Source organism: Hathewaya limosa, from assembly GCF_030815255.1.
Classification (GTDB): Bacteria; Bacillota; Clostridia; order Clostridiales; family Clostridiaceae; genus Hathewaya; species Hathewaya limosa.
Window position 1 is genome coordinate 106,468 of record NZ_JAUSWN010000005.1, and the last position, 23,597, is coordinate 130,064.

The following is a 23,597-nucleotide window of genomic DNA, read 5'->3' on the forward strand; positions in this document are numbered from 1 at the left end:
AATTTAATGAATACTTGTGGAAATTGTACAACCTGTAGTAGTGCCGATAAGGTATTAGAAAAATTTATAGCAAATTCTGAGGTGGATACTTCTCATCATAGAGTAGAAAAGCAAAAAGTAAAATGTGGTTTTGGACAACAAGGTGTCTGTTGCCGTTTATGTTCAAATGGACCATGTCGTATTACACCAAAATCTCCTCGTGGAGTATGTGGGGCTAATGCAGATACAATTGTTGCACGTAACTTTTTAAGAGCAGTAGCAGCTGGTTCTGCATGTTATTTACATATAGTTGAAAATACAGCACTTAATTTAAAGAAAACTGGAGAGAATAAAGGAACTATTAAAGGAGTTAATGCTTTAAATCACTTAGCAGAACTTTTTGGAATAAATGAATATGATATGCACAAGAAAGCAACACTTGTAGCAGATACTGTTTTAAAAGATCTATATAAACCTAGATATGAAAAAATGGAACTTGTTAAAAAGCTTGCATATGCTCCTAGATTTAAGGAATGGGAAAAGCTTAACCTTCTTCCAGGTGGTGCGAAGGCAGAAGTATTTGATGCATTAGTTAAAACTTCAACTAATTTAAATAGTGATCCTATTGATATGGTTATAAATTCTTTAAACTTAGGAATTTCAACTGGCTTATATGGACTAGGGTTAACTAATCTTTTAAATGATGTTATGCTTGGAGAACCTGCAATACGCCAAGCAAAGGTTGGATTCAAAGTAGTAGATCCAGATTACATAAATATAATGATTACAGGTCATCAACATTCAATTATAGCTCATCTTCAAGATAAACTTGTGGAAAAATATATTACTGAAAAAGCAAAAGCTGTTGGAGCTAAAGGGTTTAGGCTTGTTGGTTGTACATGTGTTGGACAAGATTTACAACTTAGAGGTAAACATTATAGTGAAGTTTTCTCAGGACATGCGGGAAATAACTTTACAAGTGAAGCTCTTGTTGCTACTGGTGGAATAGATATTATTGTTTCAGAGTTTAACTGTACTCTTCCAGGATTAGAGCCAATTGCTGATAAATTTGATGTTAAAATGATTTGTCTTGATGACGTAGCTAAAAAGGTTAATGCAGAGTATCTTAAGTATTCATATGAAAAAAGAGAAACTATTACGGATAAGGTAATTGATGAAGCTTTAAATAGTTACTCAAATAGAAGAAAAAATGTAAAAATAAATATTCCAATGGATCATGGATTTGATGATGTTGTTACTGGAGTAAGTGAAAATTCTTTAAAAGAGTTCCTAGGTGGTTCTTGGAAACCTCTTGTTGATTTAATAGCTAGTGGCAAGATAAAAGGAGTTGCAGGGGTAGTAGGCTGTTCAAATCTTACTGCAAAAGGTCATGATGTATTTACTGTAGAATTGACAAAAGAACTTATTAAAAGAGATATTATTGTTCTTTCTGCAGGATGTTCTAGTGGAGGATTAGAAAATGTAGGATTAATGTCTCCTTCAGCTGCTAAGTTTGCAGGGGATAATTTAAAAGCAGTATGTGAGAGTTTAGGAATTCCTCCTGTTTTAAATTTTGGTCCATGTCTTGCAATTGGAAGACTTGAAATGGTTGCATCACAACTAGCTGAGTATTTAAAAGTTGATATTCCACAGCTTCCGTTAGTATTATCTGCACCACAATGGTTAGAAGAACAAGCACTTGCAGATGGTGCCTTTGGATTAGCTTTAGGACTTCCACTACATCTTGCGATTCCACCTTTCATTACTGGAAGTGAGAATGTAACTAATGCGTTAACTGAATGTTTACCATACATTACAGGTGGACAATTAATTCTTGAAGATGATGTAATGAAAACTGCGGATCGTTTAGAGGAAATCATTGTTAGTAGAAGAAAAAACTTAGGTTTAGCATAGTTTGTGGAGGATTAACTAATGAAGAGGATTATAATTGATAGGGCTTTATGCCAAGGGTGTTTAAACTGTACCTTAGCATGTATGGCTGAGCATAATGAAAAAGGGAAATCCATATTTGATTTAAAACTTCAAGATAGTAAAAATGAGAGTAGAAATCATATAACTTTAGATTCAAAAGGAAGATTGACACCTATATTTTGTAGACATTGTGATAACCCAGAATGTGTTGCTACTTGTATGAGCGGTGCTATGACAAAAGATCCTTCTACTGGTGTTGTAAAATATGATGAAAAGAAATGTGCATCTTGTTTTATGTGTGTAATGTCATGTCCTTTTGGTGTTCTTAAAGCCGATGAGACTAATAGAAAAGTTATATTGAAATGCGATTTATGTAATGGAAGAGAAATTCCAAGATGTGTTGAAAATTGCCCAACTGGAGCTATTTCCTTAAGTAAGGAGGTAGAGTAAATGAAGTACGTAATTATAGGTGCGAGTGCTGCAGGTATAAGTGCGGCGAGAACTTTAAGAACAGTAGATCCTAACTGTGAAATAGTTATGATATCTAAAGATAAAAATGTATATTCAAGATGCATGCTTCATTTAGTTATAGGTGGAGAAAGAGATCTTGAATCAATATCTTTTATAGAGAAGGATTTTTTTGAAAATAATAAGATAAATTGGATTAAAGATGTTCAGGTAGCTTTAATTAATGAGAATGAAAAGGAAGTAGTTTTAAAAAATAATGTAAAAATTACTTATGACAAATTATTAATAGCATCTGGTTCTTCTGCTACAATTCCTCCTATTAAAAATTTAATAGAGGCGAATAATGTTTCTTGCCTTAGAAATATTGAAGATGCAGTTTCAATATCTGAAAAGTGTAGATATGGAGATGATGTTGTAATTATAGGGGCAGGGCTTGTTGGTATTGATGCTGCTATAGGTCTCATTCATAAGGGTGTAAGAATACATTTAATTGAAATGTCCGATAGAATTTTACCACTTCAATTGGATAAAAAGGCGGCTTCAAAATATGAAGAGTTGCTTTTAAAGAATAATGTAGAGATAATAACTAACGCTTCTGTTCAAGAAGCAGTATTAGATAGAGAAGGTGCTGCTCAAGGTGTGGTTTTAAGTACAGGCAAAATCATACCATGTAAATATATAGTAGTTGCAGCAGGTGTTAAAGCAAATGTTGATTTTTTAAGCAATTCATCTGTAAAGGTTGAAAGAGGAATTGTTATTGATAGTAACTGTAAAACTACTGCTCAAGATATATTTGCAGCAGGTGATGTAACAAATTTAGCACCAATATGGCCTGTTGCAATAAAGCAGGGAAAAACAGCGGCACTAAACATGGCTGGTATTGAAACTGTTCATGAAGATAATTTTGCTTTCCAAAATTCTATGAACTTTTTAGGACTTGATACTGTATCTTTAGGTATAATTCAAGCACCAGATGAAAGCTTTATAACAAGTGTATGTGAAACTAAAAATAGTTATAAAAAAATTATTCATAAGAATGGCAGAATATATGGAGCCCTATTACAAGGTGACATATCTTATTGTGGAGTTTTAACCCACTTAATAAAAAATAAGATTAATATATTAAGTAAAAATAAAAATGTATTAGATATAAGTTTTGCTGATTTTTATGGTATAAAAGATAATGGTGAATATTATTTCAGATAAAAATTATGTATTTTAACAATTGAGTTTAACATATAGTACGAAACCCACAAAATCTAACTTTTAGTTTTGTGGGTTATTTTAATGTAACGAATGATTTAGTTAATAGATTTATTATATATAGGTAATTACACTGTAAGAAGAAAAGACTAAAATTGACATAAGTTATTTAAATGATTTATTATAGAACAAAAAGGAAGTGAATTTATCATGTCTGCACGTAAAAAAGTAGTTAGCTCCATGCAAAGATTGTAGTATGTGAAAAACTTTTGCTTGGAGCCAAATATATGAATATTAAGTTTTTCGTATTTTAATCAATCTTTGCATTCTCATTTATATACTAAATGTAGAGTGGGGCGAAGAAATTATGAAATATGAAAAAGCACAAAATATATTACCACATAATATAATTGAAATGATTCAAGAATATATTGATGGTGGATATCTTTACATACCTAGAAAAAATGAAAACAGAAAGTCTTGGGGGGAAAATACCCAAACTAAAATCTATTTAAAAGAACGAGATAAAGAAATATTTAATAAGTATTCCCAAGGAATAGCTGTTAAGGTTTTATCTGAGCAGTATTTCTTAACGGAAAGCAGTATTAGAAGAATAATTAGAAATGAAAGAAATAATGATTAATATAAAAGGCGTATTTTTCACAGTTTTTACTATGAAAAGTATGCCTTAAATTTTTATTATTTATTACATAGAAGTTATGGTGTTTTTATATTTTAACTTTAGTTTATACATAGATAAATCCATTTTTAATAGAGGCTCTTGTGATTATAAACATTACAGATTTATTTATGAACTTGGGCTTTACATTCTATGATGTTATTATTTATTGAGGAAATACAAGGGAATAAAGTTTTTAGTAATAGTTTTATATTGTAATCTTTTACAAAAGTAATTTATAAATAATTTTTTATAAAATAGTAACATAGTACAAAATTTTAGAAGAAGTTTTTAATAGGAGGCAGATAATAATGAGTAAAGAAAAAATAAATCTTCCACAAGAATTATTTGATAATACACCTTTGGAACCAACAAAGGTTTTTGATAATTTATACTGTATAGGTAGCAGAAGTGTTGTAACATGGGTGCTAAAAACATCTGAAGGGATTATTCTAATTGATTCTATGTGGGATAATCGTGATGCACAATTAATTATTGATGGTATGAAAAAATTAAATTTAAATCCAGAAGAGATTAAATATATTATCATAACACATGGACATGGAGATCATTATGGTGGTGCACAATTTATTAAGGATAATTATAAAGCGAAAATAGCTATGAGCCAAATAGATTATAACTTTATGAATAATGTTAAATGTGGAGCGAATGGACCTAGATCACCAAAATGTTTAGTGGATATTAAAATAAAAGATAGACAAAAAATACAATTAGGTGATATCACGGTAAATATTATAGATACACCAGGACATACGCCAGGTTGCATATCTTTGATTTTTCCAGTTAAACAAAATGGGAAGGTTTACAATGTAGCTCAATGGGGTGGTCTTGGAGTTCCAAATGATTTAGAAGCAAAGATAGATTACAGAAAATCTATTGATTATTTTGAAAAGTATGTACAAGCTCAGCAGGTAAGTGTTGAAATTACAGCACATTTATTTTGTGAAAATGGATATTCGAATTTAGAAATAGTAAGAAATAGAAAATGCAACGAAGAGAACCCGTTTATAATAGGCCAGGCAGGTATTAAAAATTATTTTAATAATTTAAGAAAGGAAGTAGCGGATAAAATCTCAGAACAAAAGGAACAGGAATAGTTATTATAACATTTGGTTAGTTATTTTACAGGTTATAATCAAGATAGAATGGTTTTATATTATTAAATATTAAAAGTTTATTCAATATAAGTTTACTATTTTTTAACATATTAACAATTGTTTTAAAATACTACATGTGTACTTAAATAAGTTAACGAAAATCCTTATATCAATGATTGTTAGTGTATTTTATATTAAAAATTTATTGATAAATAGACTTATTTTTATTAAAAATTTGATTTAACGCTTTAGCTGTATAAATTGAGAAAATAACAGGAATTATTGTATAATATTTATAATAAGTTCATAAAATGGAAAGTTGAAAAATACTATATTCAACAACATGGGAGGCGTTAGATGAAGAATAAGAATAAGTTAATTATGATGTTGATATTTTGTTTAGTAGTATTAGGTGGTTGTGTAGATACAGACTATGAGGTAAAAAGACTAAGAAATAAAACAGAAATAAAGTATTCTAAAAAACAATTAATTAAAATGACCCATGAAAAATATAGTGATAGTTATAGAATATTCGGGAACTCAGTAAACAATTTTCAAAATAAAATTCATGCTTGTAAGTATAACAATAGAATATATTATTGTGGTAAAGATATAAGAGGAATATATAGTGTTGAATTAAGTGGAAAAAATGAAAAAAATATTAATAATGATAGAGCTACATTCCTTAATGTTTATAAAGATAGATTATATTATATAAATAATATTGCTAATAATAATACGGAACTTGTATCTGTTAAACTTGATGGAAAAACGGATAGAAGAGTTATATGTGAAAATGTAGGTCAGATTCTTATAAGAAATGATAAGCTTGTTTATGTAACAAATTTAAAATGTTTAATGGGTAAAATTCCAGCTTATGTAGGAGGTAAGATGATAAGTTATGGATTGAATAGGAATGGAAAGAAAAAAATTTTTGATGCAGGGTATGGTTCATCTGTAATTATTGATGAAAAAACTGTTTTAGCATCGTCGCCTATAATTCAAAGTTATATTAGTGCAAATGGAAAAAGAATTTATCCTCAATGTTCTAAAAACCATCCTAAAATACAGTTTTTGGGCGCATATGAAAATTATATTGTAGTTTTATTAGATAAATCTACAGATAATGTTGATGATCAGGTATGTGCAATTGAAAAAGATGGAGCTTGTTATAAAATCATTCCTTGTAAAGATGTTAAAAGCAAAATTTTGGTTGGCAAAAATTTTTATTATTATAACAAGAATAAATTTATGAGTTTTGATTTAATAAGTGGTAGAAAAATAAAATTATTTGAGTATGAATATAAGGATAGTGATTTATTTGATTTTGAGGGAATTATATACACAAGAATAAATAATAAATTTATAGCTATGTATGACACAAATAAAAAAAAGGTAACAGATGAATTTAGTAATTATTTAGAAAAGAAAATAGATAATTAAACAATAGATTATATCTAATTATCACTACTATAAATTAGTGATAATTAGATATAAGTTTATTAAAATAAAAAATTTAATGAGGAATATTTTCTTTAATTAATTTCATAAAAGAATCTGGTGAAACTACTCTTACTTTAGAATTTTTATTCAGTTTATCTACAACATTTTTAATATTGTTCATATCTTTACTCCATGCATGAACATAAACAAAGGTATATGCATTGGGATCTTTTACATTTGTATATCCTTTTTCAATTCTGTCATTTATATTTTGAATAAGTGTATTTTCATCTTCAAGTTCATGCCAAAGTAAATCCCTACAAGATACAATAGGTTTATTATTTGACCAAGATATTTTACCATGATAGTCATCATGTTTGTGATAATTAAGGTAAAATAAACCATCAATATTGGAGTGACATGTGAACTTATTCCAGACTTTATTATCATAAAAAGAATCATCATCAATTATAACTACATAATTTTCATCAACATTTTTCATATATTTATTTAAAGATTTTGTATATGTTTTTAATTTGTTTTTAGGAAACTTACTAGGATATATATATCCCATACCAGAAGGTGGTACTAAAAAATTATCTTTATTTAATCCGGTACTAGCATCTTTATAATATTCTTTAAATACAGTGGGAGCTAGATAGTAAAGTGATGGACTTATTGTCCATCCCATATTAAATTGTCCTCTATTTGGTGAACCATACCATTTAGGTGAATTATAATTACTACCAAGAAGCCATTGTTGATTATCACCATCGGACATAACAATAGTTACATAATGAACATTATCTTCTTTTTTTATTTTCTTACTAGATTTTTGTTTTATTGGATTAGATGGAAAGGCACTTAAAACAGTTAAATTGTATGACCAATCAGATGCTACCATACTAATTCCATATTTTGATGTAATGGATACATTTTCATGCTCATCAGGTCCCCAACCTAAACATATCCCATTAGTTTTCATAGATTTAAAAACTTTTTCTCTTAAAGTTTTATCAGAAATACTATCTTCGTAAAAAATTAAGGATTTTGTCATTATGGCATAATCTCTTAGAGCAACAGCTTTACTAGGAGATAACTCTATAACAGTAGAATGATTTAATCCAGAATTCCACAAGTTATCATATGCCCAATTTTTATCCGTATTTCTACAATCTTTAACTAGATTTGTTATACCGCAATTTCTAACTAAACCTTCAAGATTTCTATCTATAGCTATACAATTTTTTAAAGAGGCAAGAGAACAAGCGTTATTAATAGAAGGATCTTTTAAAGAATTACGACTATAAAGTACATATCCATGTATAAAAGGCCTAAATTTTTTTATTAATGTCCAAGGATTTTCAACTAATTCATAAGTGACACCGTAATGATTTTTTAGATCTTCAAGCCAAATTTTATAATCAGGTTGTAAAGAGTTAAGGGTATAAATTTGAGACTCTGATCTATTAGAAATTAAACCTTGAAGTGTGGCTATCATAGTTTTTTCTTCTTCAATCATATAATCCTGAGATATAACATAAAGATGTTTAGGAATTTTTGAATTCTTTATATAAGGATTGTTATTGGAAGTGATAGGAATTTTATTCTGTTGTTTTATTTCATAATTATTATTAGTAGAATTACATGGATTTAATGTGGTAATACTTTGGTTATTTTTTTTATTAGGAGTAACTACTGTATATATGTTAAACGAAGTAAAAAAAATGGTACAAATAAAGAGAGAAATAATTAATTTTGATATATGTTTTTTAAAAAAATTTTGCATATATATTCACCTCAAATTTATTACTTAATAAATTTAGTATGATCAGTTATAGAAAAAATATAAAATTTTTTAGTTACTTTCAACTAGATAGGAAGTAACTTTTTTTAATTAAAGGAAAGGTTTGCTAGAAACATTGCCAGGAATACCAATGATTTTTTATATAAATATCCAAAATACCTGTGTTATAATTTAAACACAAAATTAAATTGTTAATTAAAAATTCATAAATATGTTATAAACCATAATTAAAAATCTATAAATATATTAGGTATTAAGTAATTTTTTAAAAATAAGTGTTATAGGTTTTTCGAAGGTACAATTAATGATAAATTCAGAAAGAAGGTGAGAATGAATGAAGAGATATCTACAAGTATGTACTATATTTTTGGCCTTATTTTTATGTATATATAACTTTGGTTATATGTTAAGAAATTACATAAATATGAATAAGGATACAAATATAGAACAGATTGCGAGAGCAGCCGGAAAAAGTTTAGAAGTCTATAAAAATGGTAAATGGCAGAAGATATTTTTAAAAGGTGTAAATCTTGGAGCTGCTAAACCAGGATATTTCCCAGGTGAATTTGGTATAACCAAGGAAGAATATTTGAGATGGTTTAGACAGATAAAAGATATGAATTCCAATGTAATTAGAGTATATACATTACAAATGCCAGCTTTTTATGAGGCACTTTTTGAATTTAATAAACATACCATTGAACCTCTTTATATAATACATGGAGTATGGGAAGATGAAGAAGATATGGCACAGGAACTAGATGCATTTAACCCTAATATAATTGATACTTTTAAATTAGAAATTTCAAGGGTTATCGATGTGGTTCATGGTAATTATAATCTAAAAAAAATTCCAGGAAAGGCATATGGAAATTATACATATGATATATCACCATATGTTATAGGATATATTTTAGGAATAGAATGGGATCCTTATTTTGTGAAAGAAACTAATGCAAGACATAAGGGACTAAAAGATTTTAATGGAAAATGGCTTTACACACAAAAATCCAAGCCAATAGAAATATTTTTTGCTAATGTAGGAGATTATGCAATAAGTTATGAAACAAAAAAGTATAAAATGCAAAAACCAATTGCATTTACAAATTGGTTAACTACAGATGTTATAGAGCATAAAAATGATGTGGAAGAATCAAATCGAATAGCTAATATTAATACTGAAACTATAAAATCTAAAAAAGAATTTTTAAGTGGATTATTTGCATCTTACCACATATATCCATATTATCCTGACTTTTTGAATTTTGACCATAAATATATAAATTTCAAGGATGAAGATGGGAATAACAATTCTTATAAAGCGTATCTTAAGGAATTAATGACTTATCATAATATACCAGTTGTAGTATCTGAATTTGGTATACCGACATCAAGAGGGATTACACATAAAGATTTAGTTAAGGGATTTAATCAAGGAATGATCGATGAAATTGAACAAGGAAAAATGAATAAAAAAATGCTTAAAGACATATATGAGGAAGGTTATGCAGGAGCCATAGTGTTTTCATGGCAAGATGAATGGTTTAAAAGAACATGGAATACCATGGATATGGATGATCCTCATAGTAGAGCATATTGGGCAGATAAAATGACTAATGAGCAATTTTTTGGACTCCTTTCTTTTGATTCAGGAGAAAATAAATCTACAGTTTATGTAGACGGAAATATTGAGGATTGGGAAGAGAAAGATTTGGTGACTAAAGGAGATAAAATAAGGCTTTATATGAAAAGTGATGAGGCATATTTATATCTTAGAGTAAATAAAGAAAATTTGAATTTAGATAAAGAAGAGATTTTAATTCCAATTGATATAACAAGAAAATCAGGAGTAAATAGCATAGAGGGGTATAAGGGTACCTTTAATAAAAAAGCAGATTTTATAATTTCTATAAAGGGTAAAAAAAATTCCAAAATTTTAGTTAATGATTATTATAATGTTTTTGAATTTCTATTCAATGGCAAAGTAGCAAGAGATAGTAAAATCGATAAATTTAGTGTATTAAAGCAAAGGATATTTAGGGAATCTATTATACCTACTACGGGAGAAATATTAAAAAATCAAGATGTTGAGGTAGGAAACTTAATACATGGAAATGGAAATCCTGAAGATAAAGGATATAATTCTTTAGCGGATTTTAATATAAATGGTGATGATATCGAGATAAGAATTCCTTGGCTTATGTTAAATGTAAGCAATCCAGCGAAGAAATTAGTTCTTGATGATTTTAATAAAATCAATTTTATCAGAGGAATAGAAATAAAAAATATAAATGTGGGAGCTTATGTTGCGGAAAATAAGGTTATAAAACATGAAGCTAGTATGCAAAGGTATAGTTGGGAAAAATGGAATTTACCTAAATATCATGAAAGGTTAAAAAAATCTTATTATATAATGCAGGAAGCCTTTAAGAATATAGATAGAAGGTGAGTTTTATGATCAAATTATGTTTTTATGTTATTTTAATATTTTTATATTATTTAATAAGTATATACATATATATAATCTTTAGTTATGTTAAAGATAAAAAGAAATCTAGAAAATTAAGTGGTTTAAATAAAACTATAGGCAATGTTATATCTTATGAAATAGATAATTTTAAATTAGGCAAAGAAGTAAATAAGGAAGTAGTATGGAAAATAAAAAAACTTATTAAAAGGAAAATTTATCGTCAGTATATATGTGAATATCTTTTATATAGAAAAAAATATGACAGGGAATTAATTATAGATTTTATAAAGCATACAAAAATTTTAGATAATATTTTAAATGAAAAAGTTAAAGATGAATTTGATAATGCTTATAAAGTAAGACTTATAGGTGAGTTTAAAATAGAAAAGTACTATAAAAGATTGCTGGAAGGTTGTAATAATAGTTCAATATATGTACAGGTAAATGCAATAAAGGCATTGAGTAATCTAGGAAAGTTAGCTTACTTTATGAAGGGGTTAAAAATAATTATACATTCATCAACTTTTATACATTCTAATGTGTTGATTGAAAGTATTAGTAAATTCAAAGGAAACAAAGCTGAGTTAAATAAAAGATTGGAAAAAGAGCTTAGTAAGGATTATAGCAAGCTAAATGAGATTGTTTTATCATATTTCATCAATATAAATTATGAAAATGGAAAGAAATCTGTATATGATGTATTACAAGATAATAATACGGACAAAGAAATAAAAATTTTATGTATCAAGTATTTTATAAAGGTTATATGGGATGAGGTAAAGGAAGAGTTATTAAATCTATTATCTCATGAAGATTGGGAAATCAGAGCTTTAAGTGCACAGGCCTTAAAAAATTATGATGATAAAAATGTGATTTTAAAGTTGAGAGACTCATTGAAAGATATTAACGATTATGTAAGAGAGAGTTCGGCAACTGCATTATATTGTCTTACTAAGGATAAAGAAGAATTAGTAAATATTATATATGAAGATAATATAGATGCAGCTAATGCTATGTTAAATATATTAAGTGAGAAACATGGATTAATGGTAAAACAAGATTTATTTGAAAAAATCATTTAATGAAAAAGAATAAAAAGGAGTATTCATTATTATTAAAAAGGTTTTAATAATTTAGGAGAAAATAATATGGACCTAAGCAAAATAGTATTAATATTAGATAATATGGTTTTAATATATTCAGTTGTAATGTTTTCAGTATTTTTTATCTTTGTTATTGCCTCTGCTTTAAGTTTTAATAAGTATAGACAAACTGAAAAATTTATATACAACTTTAATTTAAATAAGTCTAAAGAGTATATTCCAATATCTTTGCTTGTGCCAGCTTATAATGAAGAAGTGACTATTTGTAATACTATAGATTCATTAATATCTTTAGATTACAAAGAATATGAAATAATTGTAATAAGTGATGGTTCTAAGGATAATACAGTGGAGTTAGTTAAAAGAAAATATAATTTAAAGTACATATACAAGCCTATGAAAAATAATATAGCAACTAATGAGGTGGTAGCTGTATATAAGGGAAGTAAGGATGATATTTCTATAATATTAATAGATAAAATAAATGGTGGTAAGGCGGATGCACTAAATGTAGGTATTAATTATTCTAGTTATCCTATCTTCGTAGCAATAGATGCAGATTCAATATTGCAGAAAGATTCTCTAGAAAAAATAGTAATACCTTTTATGCAAAATGAGAAAACAATAGCAGTAGGAGGTAATATAAAAATATCTAACTTTACTACTATAAAAGATGGAACAGTTATAAAGGTAGAAAAACCCAAAGGATTAATAGTACCTTTTCAGATCATTGAATATTTAAGAGCCTTTTTAACTAATAGGATGGTATGGGGAATTTTTAATATGAATTTAATAATTTCAGGTGCTTTTGGTGCATTTAATAAACAGGTTGTTATGGAAATAGGTGGTTATAAAAGTGATACGGTAGGCGAAGATATGGAACTAGTTATGAGAATGCATAAACATTTTTTAAGAAATAAAGAAGAATATTATATAGGATTTACACCAGATGCAAACTGCTATACACAAGCACCAAATACTTTAAAGGGTTTAAAGACTCAACGAAAAAGATGGCAAATTGGATTAATACACAGTATGTCTATACATAAATCAATGTTTTTAAATTCAAAATGGTTTTTAGCAAAAAGTTATTTTTTACTTTTTGAACTTATAACACCCATAGTTGAGTTATTTGGAGTAGGAGTAATTACACTAGCTTTTTTATGTAAAATAATTAATTTACAGTTGTTATTTCAGTATTATTTTATAATAATTGTTTATGGATTATCAATTTCTATTGCATCTATATTATTTGAACTTTATGCCTTTAAAGAATCAGTAAAAGCAAATGTAATTTTAAAATTAATATTAGTGTCTATTATTGAAGGTATAGGTTATAGACAACTGATAAGTTTATACAGGGTATCTGCCTTTATAGGTTATAATAAAAATAAACATAAATGGGGAAGTATTAAAAGGACTAAGCAAAATTAGTTGAAATTTAAGCTTGCTTAAAAAATCAGATAAAAATTATACACTACAAATATATTAAATAATACTTTATAATAAAATAGAATATTAGTATATACGCAAGAGAAGGATCAAAGGGAGGAAGATATGAAGAAAAAAATTATAATAGGTATTATTGTAGTGTTAGCTGTTATAGGTATATATAATTTTATACAAATGAAATATACATATAATTATTTTAATGTTGATTTAGATACAGATATAAGATATAAAAAGCAATTAATAAAAGATGCAGAAAAAGAAAATAAAAAACATAATGAACACAAAAAGAATATAGAATATGTACAAAAAAAACCGGAGAATGTTAACATTCCAATTTTAATGTATCATTCTATTTCTAATATTAATCCGATAAACAAGCTTTTAATGCCAGTGGATAAATTCGAAGAACAGATAAAATGGCTTAAAGAAAATGATTTTACTCCAATGCTTATGAAGGATGTCGTAGGGGCATTTAAAACAGGCAAAGTTCCTAAACGTCCTGTAGCTCTTACTTTTGATGATGGATATTTTGATAATTATACAGATGCCTATAGGATACTTGAAAAGTATGATATGAAGGGTACCTTCTTTGTAATCACAAATTATGTTAATCAAGATGGCATGTATATGAATTTGAACATGCTAAAGGAAATGAAGGCTCATGGAATGGATATTCAAAGTCATACATCAGATCATAAAAGATTAAATTGGAGGGGAAGAGAAGCACAAACTAAAGCTATTAATGATGCTAAAATATATTTAAAAGAAAAGTTGGGAATAGACAATAAATATTTGTGTTATCCTGTAGGCAGATATACAAAAACAACGTTAGAAGTAACTAAATCTGCAGGCATGGAAGCGGCCGTAACTACCAAAAATGGAATTGCTAATATAGACAATGGTATTCTTTCTTTAGATAGAGTAAGAATGGAACCTATGAGTTTAGATGATTTCAAGAAAATTTTTCAGGAATATTTAAGATAAAAATGTTTTAAAAATATAAACCGACTATGAAGAGAGTTCTTTATAGTCGGTTTATATTTTTATATATTATTTTTTATTAAAGAAATCAACTATCATGGCAATTGATTGATCTCCTGAAATGTTACAAGCGGTTCCAAAACTATCTTGTGCTACATATAAGGCTATCATTAAAGCTAGCATGGATTCATTAAATCCTAATATAGACTGTAATACTCCAAGTGCAGCCATAACACATCCACCAGGTACCCCTGGGGCTGCTACTAAAGAAACACCAAGCATTGCTATAAAGCCACTAAAAACTGATAAAGTTATAGGCATTCCATTTAATCTCATTACAGCCATTGCACAAAGTGTTAAAGTAATTGTACTACCAGACATATGAGTAGTAGCACAAAGAGGTATAACAAATTGTCTTATTCCCTTAGAAATACCCATTTTTTCGGAGCATTCTATATTCACAGGAATACTTGCTGCAGAAGATTGAGTACCTAATGCTGTTAAATATGCAGTTGTTTGTATTTTCAAGCATTTAAATATATTTTGTTTGCTTATAGTACAACCAATAGTAAATTGAAATAATATAATTATCATATGACATATTATAATTATGAAAAATACTTTTCCGAATACTGATAATACAGCTGTAGATTTTCCAGTATAAGTCATGTTTGCAAATATACCAAGAATATACAAAGGAAGCAATGGAATAATAACCTTTGATATAACTTTTGAAACAATTTTTTGGAAATCTAGAGCTATTTGTTTTAATATATCACTCTTTACAGCAGAAATTCCTAATCCTAATAAAAAAGCAAATATAAGTGCAGTCATAACTCCCATTATAGGTTCCATTTCAATATTGAAAAAAGGTTTTAAATCAGCTGCGGCTTTTCCAATAGCGTTTGAAGTAGAAGGAGTTATAATAAACGGTAAAATACTTTTTCCAACGGTATATGCAAAAAATCCAGAAATTAATGTAAAGATGTAAGCGGTTCCTACGGTAAGACCTAATAATTTACCAGCTCCGTTTCCAAGTTCAGCAATACCAGATACAATAAAACCTAAAATAATTACTGGTATAACAAATCCAAGAAAGTTCCCGAAAATTGAACTAATAGTTACAAAGAATCTTACGACCATTACGGGGGTAAACTTACCTATTAAAATACCTAATATAATACCTAAGATGATTTTGGGAATTAAACCCAGTTTAAAATCTTTAAACATGTTAGCCTCCTATTTGAAAAAAATATGTCGTATTTATTTTAATTATGATTAATTGTAACAAAAAAATAGGAATAAAAAAAGTAAAATATTGAATAATACAAAAAAATACTTAAATAGATTTCAGAAAAAAATAAAAAAGTAGATTTAAAATAATATTATATATCTTAAATCTACTTAAAATTTAATTAAATTTTATTTTTAAATTTGTAGATTATAGACTATTTTGATTTTTTAGCTAGATATGTTAAGGAATTAAGAGGATGAGTATCAGATATGTTCCTAAATGCTCCCCACAATTCTATTTCATCTCCAGGTCTATAATTTTTAAGTGAATTATAATTATGATTTACAAAAGAAGATAACATTTATTTATCTAAGTTTTGTTTACTTTTAAATGATACTGTCATACATGTGAAATCATTTTTTCCTTTAATAGAATAAGTTAATTCTCCTAAAGTTTTATTACATGAATAATGTTTAAGTGTAAAATAAATGAGTTAATACAGGATTTCCTTTAACCAGTTCTATGGGTTAAATTGATAAATTTGAAGAAGTAAATTTAGAACATTCCCATAGCATAAAAGAAAAAGTTAAAATTATAAATAATAGTTTTTTAAAAATTATTCCCGCTTTTAGGTATATATTATGATTTTGATAATAAAAATCAATATCAGTATATAATATACTAAAAAATTAGTAATTCTAAGTTTATATATAATGGTAAATTCAAAGATGTTGACTTTAAGAAAAGGTTAACTTAAAATAAACATTGCGAACTTTGTTTTAAGCAAAGGGTTGCCTAGAGTTAGGAGGTTATATGAAGTTAAAAGAAATTTGTATTTTAAAAAGTGGGTTCCAAGGAAAGACATCAGAGGGAAATGATTTTTTACAAATAAGACTTAAAGACGTAAATAAAGATGGAATCATTGATTATAGTAAACTAGAATCATTTAATTCAGAAAAATTAAGTGAAAAATATTTATTAAGTAAAGATGATATTATTTTAAAAGCTAAAAGTGGAGATAATACAGCTGCAATAATTTATAAAGAACTAAAAAATACGGTGGCTACATCACATTTTATTATATTAACTGTAAAAGATAAAAATATTCTAGATCCTGGATATTTAGCTATGTATCTAAATTCAGAATATGCTCAGCAATATTTAAAAAAACGTGCGGAAGGATCTGTCATACCTATTATTAAAATTAAGGCTTTAGAAGAATTTGATATCAAAATTATCGATTTAGAAGAGCAGAAAGAACTTTCAAATATATATAAACTTATGAAAAAAGAAAAAATACTCCTAGAAGATTTAGTTAGAACTAGAGAAAATCAATTTAAAGTTTATTTAAGAAATATTCTAGACTAAGGGGAATAACTTATGATTAAACTAAAGCAGAATAGTAAAGATTATCTAAATGGATTTACAAATTTACTAAGTGGTTATTTTGATTTAGAAGAGTGCCAAAAAATAATTTTAGAATTTACCTTTCTAAACTTACTTAGTGAGGCACTATATAGTAAAGATAAATTTATTTATAAAGAAATTAAAGGAAATATAGATTTTAATTTGGAGAATGGAGATACGAAAGAGTTTTTCAATAAGTTACATATATTTATAAATGAAAATGCTTGCTTGAAAAATATTATAAATCATATATTTAAATTAGAAAAGTTAGAAAATAAAAATTTAATTAAGAAGATTATTACATATCTAAATGAATTTTATACAGATGGAGTGAGAGGACAAGTCTTTAAAAAGTGTATAGACACTGTATTTAAAACAACTAAAATAGAAAATATAACTTCGCCTAATATAAGTAAATTAATTAGAATTTTATTAAGAAATTTTGAATTTAAGTCATTATATGACCCTACTATAGGAAATGGAAACTTAATAACAGAAATAGCCATTAAAAGACAAGATATAAAGTTATATGGACAAGATATAAATGAAAATGTGATAAATATATGTAAAATGTTATTAATAATAAGTGGAAGAATTCAAGATATCAAAAATATACATATAGGCAATAGTATTACTAATCCTAAACATATCATAGAGGGCAGGTTACAAAAATTTGATTGCATAGTTTCAGAACCTCCTTTTTTTATTAAAGATTGGGGATATAATGAGGTAATAAGTGATAAATATAATCGATTTTATAGAGGATTACCATCCAAGTCTTTAGGAGATTATGCTTTTATAACTCATATTGTAGAATCTTTAGATGAGAAAGGAATGGCTGTTGTAGTAGAACCAAGTGGTGTATTATTTAGAAAAGGTTCAGAGGGTAAGATTAGAGAGGCCTTAATAGAAGAAAATCTTATTGATTGTATAATAGCATTGCCCAATAATATGATGTACGGTACTACGGTATCAACTAATATATTAATTTTTAAAAAGAATAGAAAAAGAGAAGAAATATTATTTATAGATGTAATAAATAATGTAGAATCATCAAAAGTTTTAACCGTATTACAAGATTCTATGATAGAAAAAATAGTTACAACCTATGAAAATTATGTTGAACAAATAGGATTTTCTAAAGTAGTAAGTAGAAGAGAATTAATGTTGAATAACAATAATTTAAGTGTTCAAAGGTATGTAGAAAGTTTGGGAGAACGTGAAGAACTAAATATAGAAATAATTAATAAAAAAATGACAAGCTTACAAAAAAATATTAAAGAAGTTCAAAAACAATTAGACAGTTATTTGATCAATTAATAAAATTAATTAATTTTAAAAGGATTCTATTATATGGAATCTTTTTTTATGAAAAGTTTAGTATACAATATATTTTTAAGTTTTTAACTTTATGAAAAATGTGGTATAAAAATTTTATATGAATATATTATATATTGATTAAGTTTTATGAAATTTGATTAATAAGTATATTCAAGAGGTGAGTTAAATGGCAAAGATAAAATCTTTAAAAAAAAGATTAACAACTCTTATGATGATGTTAACTATAATACCACTTGTTCTGAGTAATTTATTGCAACTTAATAGTTTTAAAAAATTTAGTATATCCCATATAAAAGAACAACAAAAAGAGTTAGTAGATATAAAATCTCAAAATATAGATGAATGGCTAGAGGAAAAGATTAATACTTTAAATCTTATTTATGAGAATAATCCTATTTTCGCTAGTAATGATAAAAATAAAATTATAAAAAGATTAAATGAGATTAAAAATTTCTATACGGATGTAAAGGCATTTGGATATGTAGATAAAGAGGGGAATTTAAAAGATACTAATGAAGCTGAAATAAATATTTCTGAACAGGAACATTTTAATGAAGCTAAAAAAAGTAATAACATAGTATTAAGTGATATTTTTGTTGATAAGATTGACAATAAAAAAATAGTAGCTTTGGATAGACCAATCTTAGATAAGCAAGGTAATTTTAATGGTATTATACAAATTACTGTTGATGTTTCCTTTATAGAAAATTTAATTAATAAAATAAAAATAGAGGATAATGGATACAGTTATTTAGTTAGTAAAAATGGCCAGTTTTTAATTAATAAAGATAATCAATTAATTGGGAAAAATTTAAAAGAAGTAGATAAAAATGCTTATGATATTTTAAATAAATCTATCAATGATAAAGGAGAGAATTTTTTAGCATATAAAAGTTCTAAGAATAAGGAAAGATATTTAACGGCATATAAAGAACTTAAAAATGTAAGATGGATATTGGTTACGTTGGCACCTTCAAAAGAAGTTTTTAGAGAACTAATTGATGCAACAGTAGAGGCCGTTGTAATTATAGTAGTTACTGTAGTTATAATAACAATTATAGGTGCACTATTATTCAAAAAACTAATTAAGGTCTTAGATAATACTGAAAACTTGATAAGTGATACTAGTAATTTTAATTTGGTCAATAATAAAATGTTTGATAAGTATTTAGAGAGAAAGGACGAAATTGGTAACATTTTTCAGCAATTGGGGAATATGAGAAAATCATTAAAGGTTATAGTTGAACATATTAAAGATGATGCTACAAATATAAATTTAAATACTAATAACCTTTCAAGGGTCATGAATGAAACATCTATAGCTCTAGATGACATATCTAAAGCATCTGATAATATAGCTTATTCATCTACAGATTTAGCAAAGTCTGTTACAGATGGTGTAGACAAATTAAATAATTTAGCCAGTGAAATACATGATGCAAATGAATTAAGCTTTAAAGTTAAAGAATATATGGAAGAGACGGAAGATAAAAATAAAAAGGGAATAGAATATATACAAAGCTTAGAGAAATCTGTTAATTCCAGCGATAAAAGTGTTAAGAAGTTGTTTGATGAAGTGCAAAATCTACAAAAAAAATCAGAGAATATAAATGTAATTACAGATACTATTAAAGGGGTTACTGAGCAAATCAATCTATTATCTTTAAATGCAGCTATAGAAGCTGCTAGGGCTGGAGAAAATGGAAAGGGATTTGCCGTAGTAGCGGAGGAGATAAGAAAATTAGCCTATGAAACAAATACATCTACAGAAAAAATTGAAAAAGTAGTTAAAGAAATGGAACAAGCTGTTTTATTGATAAGAAAAGAAATAGATATTTCAGGTAAAAATATGGAAGAGATGAATAGTGCTTCAATAGATACTAAAAATATATTTGAACTTATAAGTGATAATGTAAATGATACTACGGAACAAATAAATCAACTGATGAGTAAAATTTCAAATATTGATTCTAATAAAAATGAGGTCTTGAATTATATGGAAAATATAAGCGCTATTTCAGAAGAATCAGCTTCAACAACAGAGGAAGTATCTGCTTCGGTTCAACAACAAACATCCAATATGGATGAGGTTGTTAGGAATACAAAAGATCTAGAAAATATTACGATAAATTTACAAAGTTTAATTTCAAAATTTAAACTATAGTAGCTTAAAATAAGTCTAAAAGGTTATCTTACAATAAGATGTGGGATAACCTTTTAGTTTTTATTTTATTAAGAATAACTTTACTAATACACTATTTTAGGAAAAATTTCATAATATAGTAAGAATAAAATGTTGACACAGCAACAAAATAAAAGTATAATTGTTGCTATGTCAACGAAACGTAGTAAGGAGATGAAAAGAGTGAAAAAGACAATAATATCTAACACAATAACATTTATCCTAATAACGTTATTTGTAAGTTTATTTAGTAAAGTATTTGGAAATGAAAATTCTATTGTAGGAGTATGCACAGTAATTATCGGTTTATGTATAGTTGAAAAAGATTTAACTCAAAATCCCTTAAGAAGATTTTTTTGGATTTTAATTTTAAATATTATATTGGGTATTGGTTCGTATGTTGTTATGCAAAATGCATTTATAGGAATAATAATAAACTTTATATTAATATTTGGTATAGTATACAATACAGTAGATATTTATAAAAAACCATTATATTATCCTTTTATATTATCTTATTTGTTTATGATGTTAACTTCACCAGCTACATTACAAGGTTTACCTAAAAGATTGATATCACTTTCAGTAGGTTCTATATTTGTAATATTACTCCAATTATTGTTTAATGGGAAAAAATTCGAAAAGACCCTTACAGAAAAAAGAAAATTAATAATTGAGGGCTTGGTTAGTCAGATAGAAAGTAGTGTAAATGGAAAATATGATGAGCATAAAGAAAAGCAGTTAAGACAAGATATAAACACACTTATTAAATGTATTTATGATAAAAGAGAAAAAAATAAGATTTTATCAGATAATAGTAAAATAAATTTAAATATAATATTATCTTTAGAGAAATTAGCTATACTTGTAGAAGTAATTGTAAAGCATAAAAAAATTGATAAATATAAGGGTTTACTTAGTGTCACTAAGCAATCATTAGAAAGATTAAATAAAAGTTTAAATGGAAAAGAAATAGTAAAATATGAAACATTAGATGTAGAATATTATGAGAATGATGATATATCAAAACAACTTATACAAATATTTAAATCAATTAAAATTAATGTTGAAGATTTAAGTTGTTCTAAGGAAAAAATAAATAAAGATAGTGATTTATTAATAAAAAATATAATAAAAAAAGTAAATATACATTCATTTAGTTTTAAATTTTCTCTTAAACTTTCAATTACATTAAGTATAGGAATTTTTTTAACAACTATATTTAAATTACCTTATGGAAAATGGTTAACCTTTACAATTTTAGCATTAATACAACCATACTATGAAAAATGTACTAAGAAAGTAAAAGAAAGAATAGTTGGGACTGCAATTGGAGTAGTAGTATTTGCTATGTTGTTTACTATATTTAAAGACAATACAGCAAGAATAATAATTGTATTACTAACTAGTTATATAAATATGTATGTAAAGAGATATGATTATCAAATGATATTTATAACAATACAAGGTATAGGGGGAGCCGTTACTGCAGGCGCACATATGGGGGTAGCGTTAGATAGATTAGTGTTTGTAATGTTGGGAGTTATAATCTCAATTATAGTTAATAGATTTATTTTTAAGTATGAAGTTGAAGATTCCATGGAAGAACTTTATAATATATATGAACAATGTGCATTTAAAATTTCTAATATGATTGAACAAGAGAATAAGGGATATAATGATGTATATAATCTTTTATTAGAAATAAAATTAATAGAAAATGTATTAATAGAGAATAGTATTGAGAAAAATTTAGATTTATATAAAAAAATATCTAGTATAAGAAATAAAGTTTTGTTTAATATAGATAATTGTTTTAAATCCGTTAAGGTATAAATAAAATGTTGGAGTTGGAGATATGGAGAGATGTAATACCGAATCAATAGGTAGATATATAAATCATTTTTTTAGGGTAGGAGTAAGTTATTTAGGAAAAGAATATAAAAAACTAAATATTGGTGCAGGGCAGTATCAATTTCTATTACAATTATATTTAAAAAATGGATTAAGTCATGATGAACTTACAGAAAAGATGAGTGTAGATAAAGCTACTACTACACGTGCAATAGCAAAATTAGAACAAGAGGGATATGTGAGAAAGGTCCTAAATGAACAAGATAAAAGAAAATATCATATTTTTTTAACTGATTATGCTATAGAGAAAAAAGATGAAGTTATTAGTATCTCGAAAAAGTGGGAAGATAGATTGACCGGGGCACTAAACAAAGAAGAACAAGAGCAGCTATTAGAATTATTTAGAAAAATTACTACAAATAATTTTGATATAAGATTCGATGATGAAGAATTAATATGTGATGTGGAAAAGTTTAAGTAATAATAAAAATGTTGAATTACAATAATATATAAAATTCTAAAAAGACTATCTTAAATTATGAGATAGTCTTTTTTATGTGCGCCCAGCATGGGCGCAATCTATAGGGTGAAAGTCCCGAGCGCCGAAGGTGATATAGGCGTTAGCCAATGACAAGGGTGTCCATTGCGAGATGGAATCTGAAGGAAGTCGGAGGGCAAAATTCCGGTCTGAGGAATACGAATCACATAAGAGGCTGATTATAGCTGGATGAGTTTGCATAACAAAACAAAGTCCGTATCACCCGAAAGCTACTACAGTATATGTGGCAGATATATGGAATGAAAGATTGCGTTCTTACCTGGGGAGGTCTGATAGATATATCATTAAAGGATGAATTTCCTACATGATAACTTACATAGTGATATGTAACTGAACTATCAGAAGTCAGCAGAGGTCATAGTACCACACTATGTGCACGTAGTGC

General features: G+C 26.7%; 18 protein-coding genes. 15 read left to right on the plus strand and 3 right to left on the minus strand.

All coding sequences use genetic code 11. The annotated features are described in order from the left end of the window. Window positions 1-6: 6 nt before the first annotated feature. The 6 genes from cooS (at window position 7) to QOZ93_RS04350 (ending at window position 6,822) form a co-directional block, all read left to right on the plus strand. Window positions 7-1,893, plus strand: coding sequence for an anaerobic carbon-monoxide dehydrogenase catalytic subunit (gene cooS, locus QOZ93_RS04325; RefSeq protein ID WP_307355238.1), 1,887 nt, complete (start codon window positions 7-9; stop codon window positions 1,891-1,893). A gap of 18 nt (window positions 1,894-1,911) precedes the next feature. Beyond that, a complete protein-coding gene (locus QOZ93_RS04330) occupies window positions 1,912-2,361 on the plus strand; it encodes a 4Fe-4S dicluster domain-containing protein (protein WP_307355239.1) in 450 nt (149 codons plus the stop codon). Beyond that, entirely contained in the window at window positions 2,362-3,585 is a 1,224-nt protein-coding gene (locus tag QOZ93_RS04335; protein ID WP_307355240.1) for an NAD(P)/FAD-dependent oxidoreductase, read from the plus strand. Between the two features lie 364 nt (window positions 3,586-3,949). Beyond that, window positions 3,950-4,225, plus strand: coding sequence for a CD3324 family protein (locus tag QOZ93_RS04340; RefSeq protein WP_307355241.1), 276 nt, complete (start codon window positions 3,950-3,952; stop codon window positions 4,223-4,225). A 347-nt stretch (window positions 4,226-4,572) separates the two neighbouring features. Then, window positions 4,573-5,379, plus strand: a complete 807-nt coding sequence (locus QOZ93_RS04345; protein WP_307355242.1) for an MBL fold metallo-hydrolase — start codon at window positions 4,573-4,575, stop codon at window positions 5,377-5,379. A 357-nt stretch (window positions 5,380-5,736) separates the two neighbouring features. Next, on the plus strand, window positions 5,737-6,822 hold the full coding sequence (locus QOZ93_RS04350; RefSeq protein WP_307355243.1) for a DUF5050 domain-containing protein: 1,086 nt from the start codon (window positions 5,737-5,739) through the stop codon (window positions 6,820-6,822). Between the two features lie 73 nt (window positions 6,823-6,895). Here QOZ93_RS04350 and QOZ93_RS04355 read toward each other — a convergent pair whose 3' ends face one another. Beyond that, the gene (locus QOZ93_RS04355; RefSeq protein ID WP_307355244.1) at window positions 6,896-8,611 is read right to left on the minus strand and encodes a GxGYxYP domain-containing protein; all 1,716 of its coding nucleotides are present in this window, start codon (window positions 8,609-8,611) and stop codon (window positions 6,896-6,898) included. 352 nt (window positions 8,612-8,963) lie between these two features. Here QOZ93_RS04355 and QOZ93_RS04360 point away from each other — a divergent pair, with 352 nt between their 5' ends. The 4 genes from QOZ93_RS04360 to QOZ93_RS04375 all read left to right on the plus strand — a co-directional run bounded on the left by QOZ93_RS04360 (window position 8,964) and on the right by QOZ93_RS04375 (window position 14,638). Further along, window positions 8,964-11,078, plus strand: a complete 2,115-nt coding sequence (locus tag QOZ93_RS04360) for a family 2 glycosyl transferase (RefSeq protein ID WP_307355245.1) — start codon at window positions 8,964-8,966, stop codon at window positions 11,076-11,078. A 5-nt stretch (window positions 11,079-11,083) separates the two neighbouring features. Then, window positions 11,084-12,181 (plus strand): HEAT repeat domain-containing protein, encoded by a 1,098-nt coding sequence (locus tag QOZ93_RS04365; protein WP_307355246.1) that lies wholly within the window; start codon window positions 11,084-11,086, stop codon window positions 12,179-12,181. Between the two features lie 66 nt (window positions 12,182-12,247). After that, window positions 12,248-13,636 carry a glycosyltransferase family 2 protein gene (locus QOZ93_RS04370; RefSeq protein ID WP_307355247.1) on the plus strand — a complete coding sequence of 463 codons (1,389 nt, stop codon included), beginning with the start codon at window positions 12,248-12,250 and terminating at the stop codon, window positions 13,634-13,636. Window positions 13,637-13,759: 123 nt separating this feature from the next. Next, entirely contained in the window at window positions 13,760-14,638 is an 879-nt protein-coding gene (locus QOZ93_RS04375; RefSeq protein ID WP_307355248.1) for a polysaccharide deacetylase family protein, read from the plus strand. A 66-nt stretch (window positions 14,639-14,704) separates the two neighbouring features. Here the strand turns inward: QOZ93_RS04375 and QOZ93_RS04380 are convergent, their stop codons facing one another. Together QOZ93_RS04380 and QOZ93_RS04385 are read right to left on the minus strand one after the other, a co-directional pair. Beyond that, window positions 14,705-15,865, minus strand: coding sequence for a dicarboxylate/amino acid:cation symporter (locus QOZ93_RS04380; RefSeq protein WP_307355249.1), 1,161 nt, complete (start codon window positions 15,863-15,865; stop codon window positions 14,705-14,707). Between the two features lie 218 nt (window positions 15,866-16,083). Continuing rightward, window positions 16,084-16,230 carry a hypothetical protein gene (locus tag QOZ93_RS04385; RefSeq protein WP_307355250.1) on the minus strand — a complete coding sequence of 49 codons (147 nt, stop codon included), beginning with the start codon at window positions 16,228-16,230 and terminating at the stop codon, window positions 16,084-16,086. Between the two features lie 452 nt (window positions 16,231-16,682). On the opposite strand from QOZ93_RS04385, the gene QOZ93_RS04390 reads away from it, so the two are divergent. The 5 genes from QOZ93_RS04390 (at window position 16,683) to QOZ93_RS04410 (ending at window position 23,134) form a co-directional block, all read left to right on the plus strand. Then, complete coding sequence (locus QOZ93_RS04390) at window positions 16,683-17,237, plus strand: restriction endonuclease subunit S (RefSeq protein ID WP_307355251.1); 555 nt, start codon at window positions 16,683-16,685, stop codon at window positions 17,235-17,237. Window positions 17,238-17,249: 12 nt separating this feature from the next. Further along, complete coding sequence (locus tag QOZ93_RS04395) at window positions 17,250-18,596, plus strand: N-6 DNA methylase (protein ID WP_307355252.1); 1,347 nt, start codon at window positions 17,250-17,252, stop codon at window positions 18,594-18,596. A 187-nt stretch (window positions 18,597-18,783) separates the two neighbouring features. Further along, a complete protein-coding gene (locus tag QOZ93_RS04400) occupies window positions 18,784-20,781 on the plus strand; it encodes a methyl-accepting chemotaxis protein (RefSeq protein WP_307355253.1) in 1,998 nt (665 codons plus the stop codon). Window positions 20,782-20,982: 201 nt separating this feature from the next. Next, on the plus strand, window positions 20,983-22,635 hold the full coding sequence (locus QOZ93_RS04405) for an FUSC family protein (RefSeq protein ID WP_307355254.1): 1,653 nt from the start codon (window positions 20,983-20,985) through the stop codon (window positions 22,633-22,635). Between the two features lie 22 nt (window positions 22,636-22,657). Next, a complete protein-coding gene (locus QOZ93_RS04410) occupies window positions 22,658-23,134 on the plus strand; it encodes a MarR family winged helix-turn-helix transcriptional regulator (RefSeq protein WP_307355255.1) in 477 nt (158 codons plus the stop codon). Window positions 23,135-23,597: the final 463 nt, after the last annotated feature.

Bases quoted from the DNA above. Each gene is read 5' to 3' on its own strand.
- cooS (WP_307355238.1), top strand. From the start codon at position 7: ATGAATACTTGTGGAAATTGTACAACCTGTAGTAGTGCCGATAAGGTA.
- QOZ93_RS04330 (WP_307355239.1), top strand. From the start codon at position 1,912: ATGAAGAGGATTATAATTGATAGGGCTTTATGCCAAGGGTGTTTAAAC.
- QOZ93_RS04335 (WP_307355240.1), top strand. From the start codon at position 2,362: ATGAAGTACGTAATTATAGGTGCGAGTGCTGCAGGTATAAGTGCGGCG.
- QOZ93_RS04340 (WP_307355241.1), top strand. From the start codon at position 3,950: ATGAAATATGAAAAAGCACAAAATATATTACCACATAATATAATTGAA.
- QOZ93_RS04345 (WP_307355242.1), top strand. From the start codon at position 4,573: ATGAGTAAAGAAAAAATAAATCTTCCACAAGAATTATTTGATAATACA.
- QOZ93_RS04350 (WP_307355243.1), top strand. From the start codon at position 5,737: ATGAAGAATAAGAATAAGTTAATTATGATGTTGATATTTTGTTTAGTA.
- QOZ93_RS04355 (WP_307355244.1), bottom strand. From the start codon at position 8,611: ATGCAAAATTTTTTTAAAAAACATATATCAAAATTAATTATTTCTCTC.
- QOZ93_RS04360 (WP_307355245.1), top strand. From the start codon at position 8,964: ATGAAGAGATATCTACAAGTATGTACTATATTTTTGGCCTTATTTTTA.
- QOZ93_RS04365 (WP_307355246.1), top strand. From the start codon at position 11,084: ATGATCAAATTATGTTTTTATGTTATTTTAATATTTTTATATTATTTA.
- QOZ93_RS04370 (WP_307355247.1), top strand. From the start codon at position 12,248: ATGGACCTAAGCAAAATAGTATTAATATTAGATAATATGGTTTTAATA.
- QOZ93_RS04375 (WP_307355248.1), top strand. From the start codon at position 13,760: ATGAAGAAAAAAATTATAATAGGTATTATTGTAGTGTTAGCTGTTATA.
- QOZ93_RS04380 (WP_307355249.1), bottom strand. From the start codon at position 15,865: ATGTTTAAAGATTTTAAACTGGGTTTAATTCCCAAAATCATCTTAGGT.
- QOZ93_RS04385 (WP_307355250.1), bottom strand. From the start codon at position 16,230: ATGTTATCTTCTTTTGTAAATCATAATTATAATTCACTTAAAAATTAT.
- QOZ93_RS04390 (WP_307355251.1), top strand. From the start codon at position 16,683: ATGAAGTTAAAAGAAATTTGTATTTTAAAAAGTGGGTTCCAAGGAAAG.
- QOZ93_RS04395 (WP_307355252.1), top strand. From the start codon at position 17,250: ATGATTAAACTAAAGCAGAATAGTAAAGATTATCTAAATGGATTTACA.
- QOZ93_RS04400 (WP_307355253.1), top strand. From the start codon at position 18,784: ATGGCAAAGATAAAATCTTTAAAAAAAAGATTAACAACTCTTATGATG.
- QOZ93_RS04410 (WP_307355255.1), top strand. From the start codon at position 22,658: ATGGAGAGATGTAATACCGAATCAATAGGTAGATATATAAATCATTTT.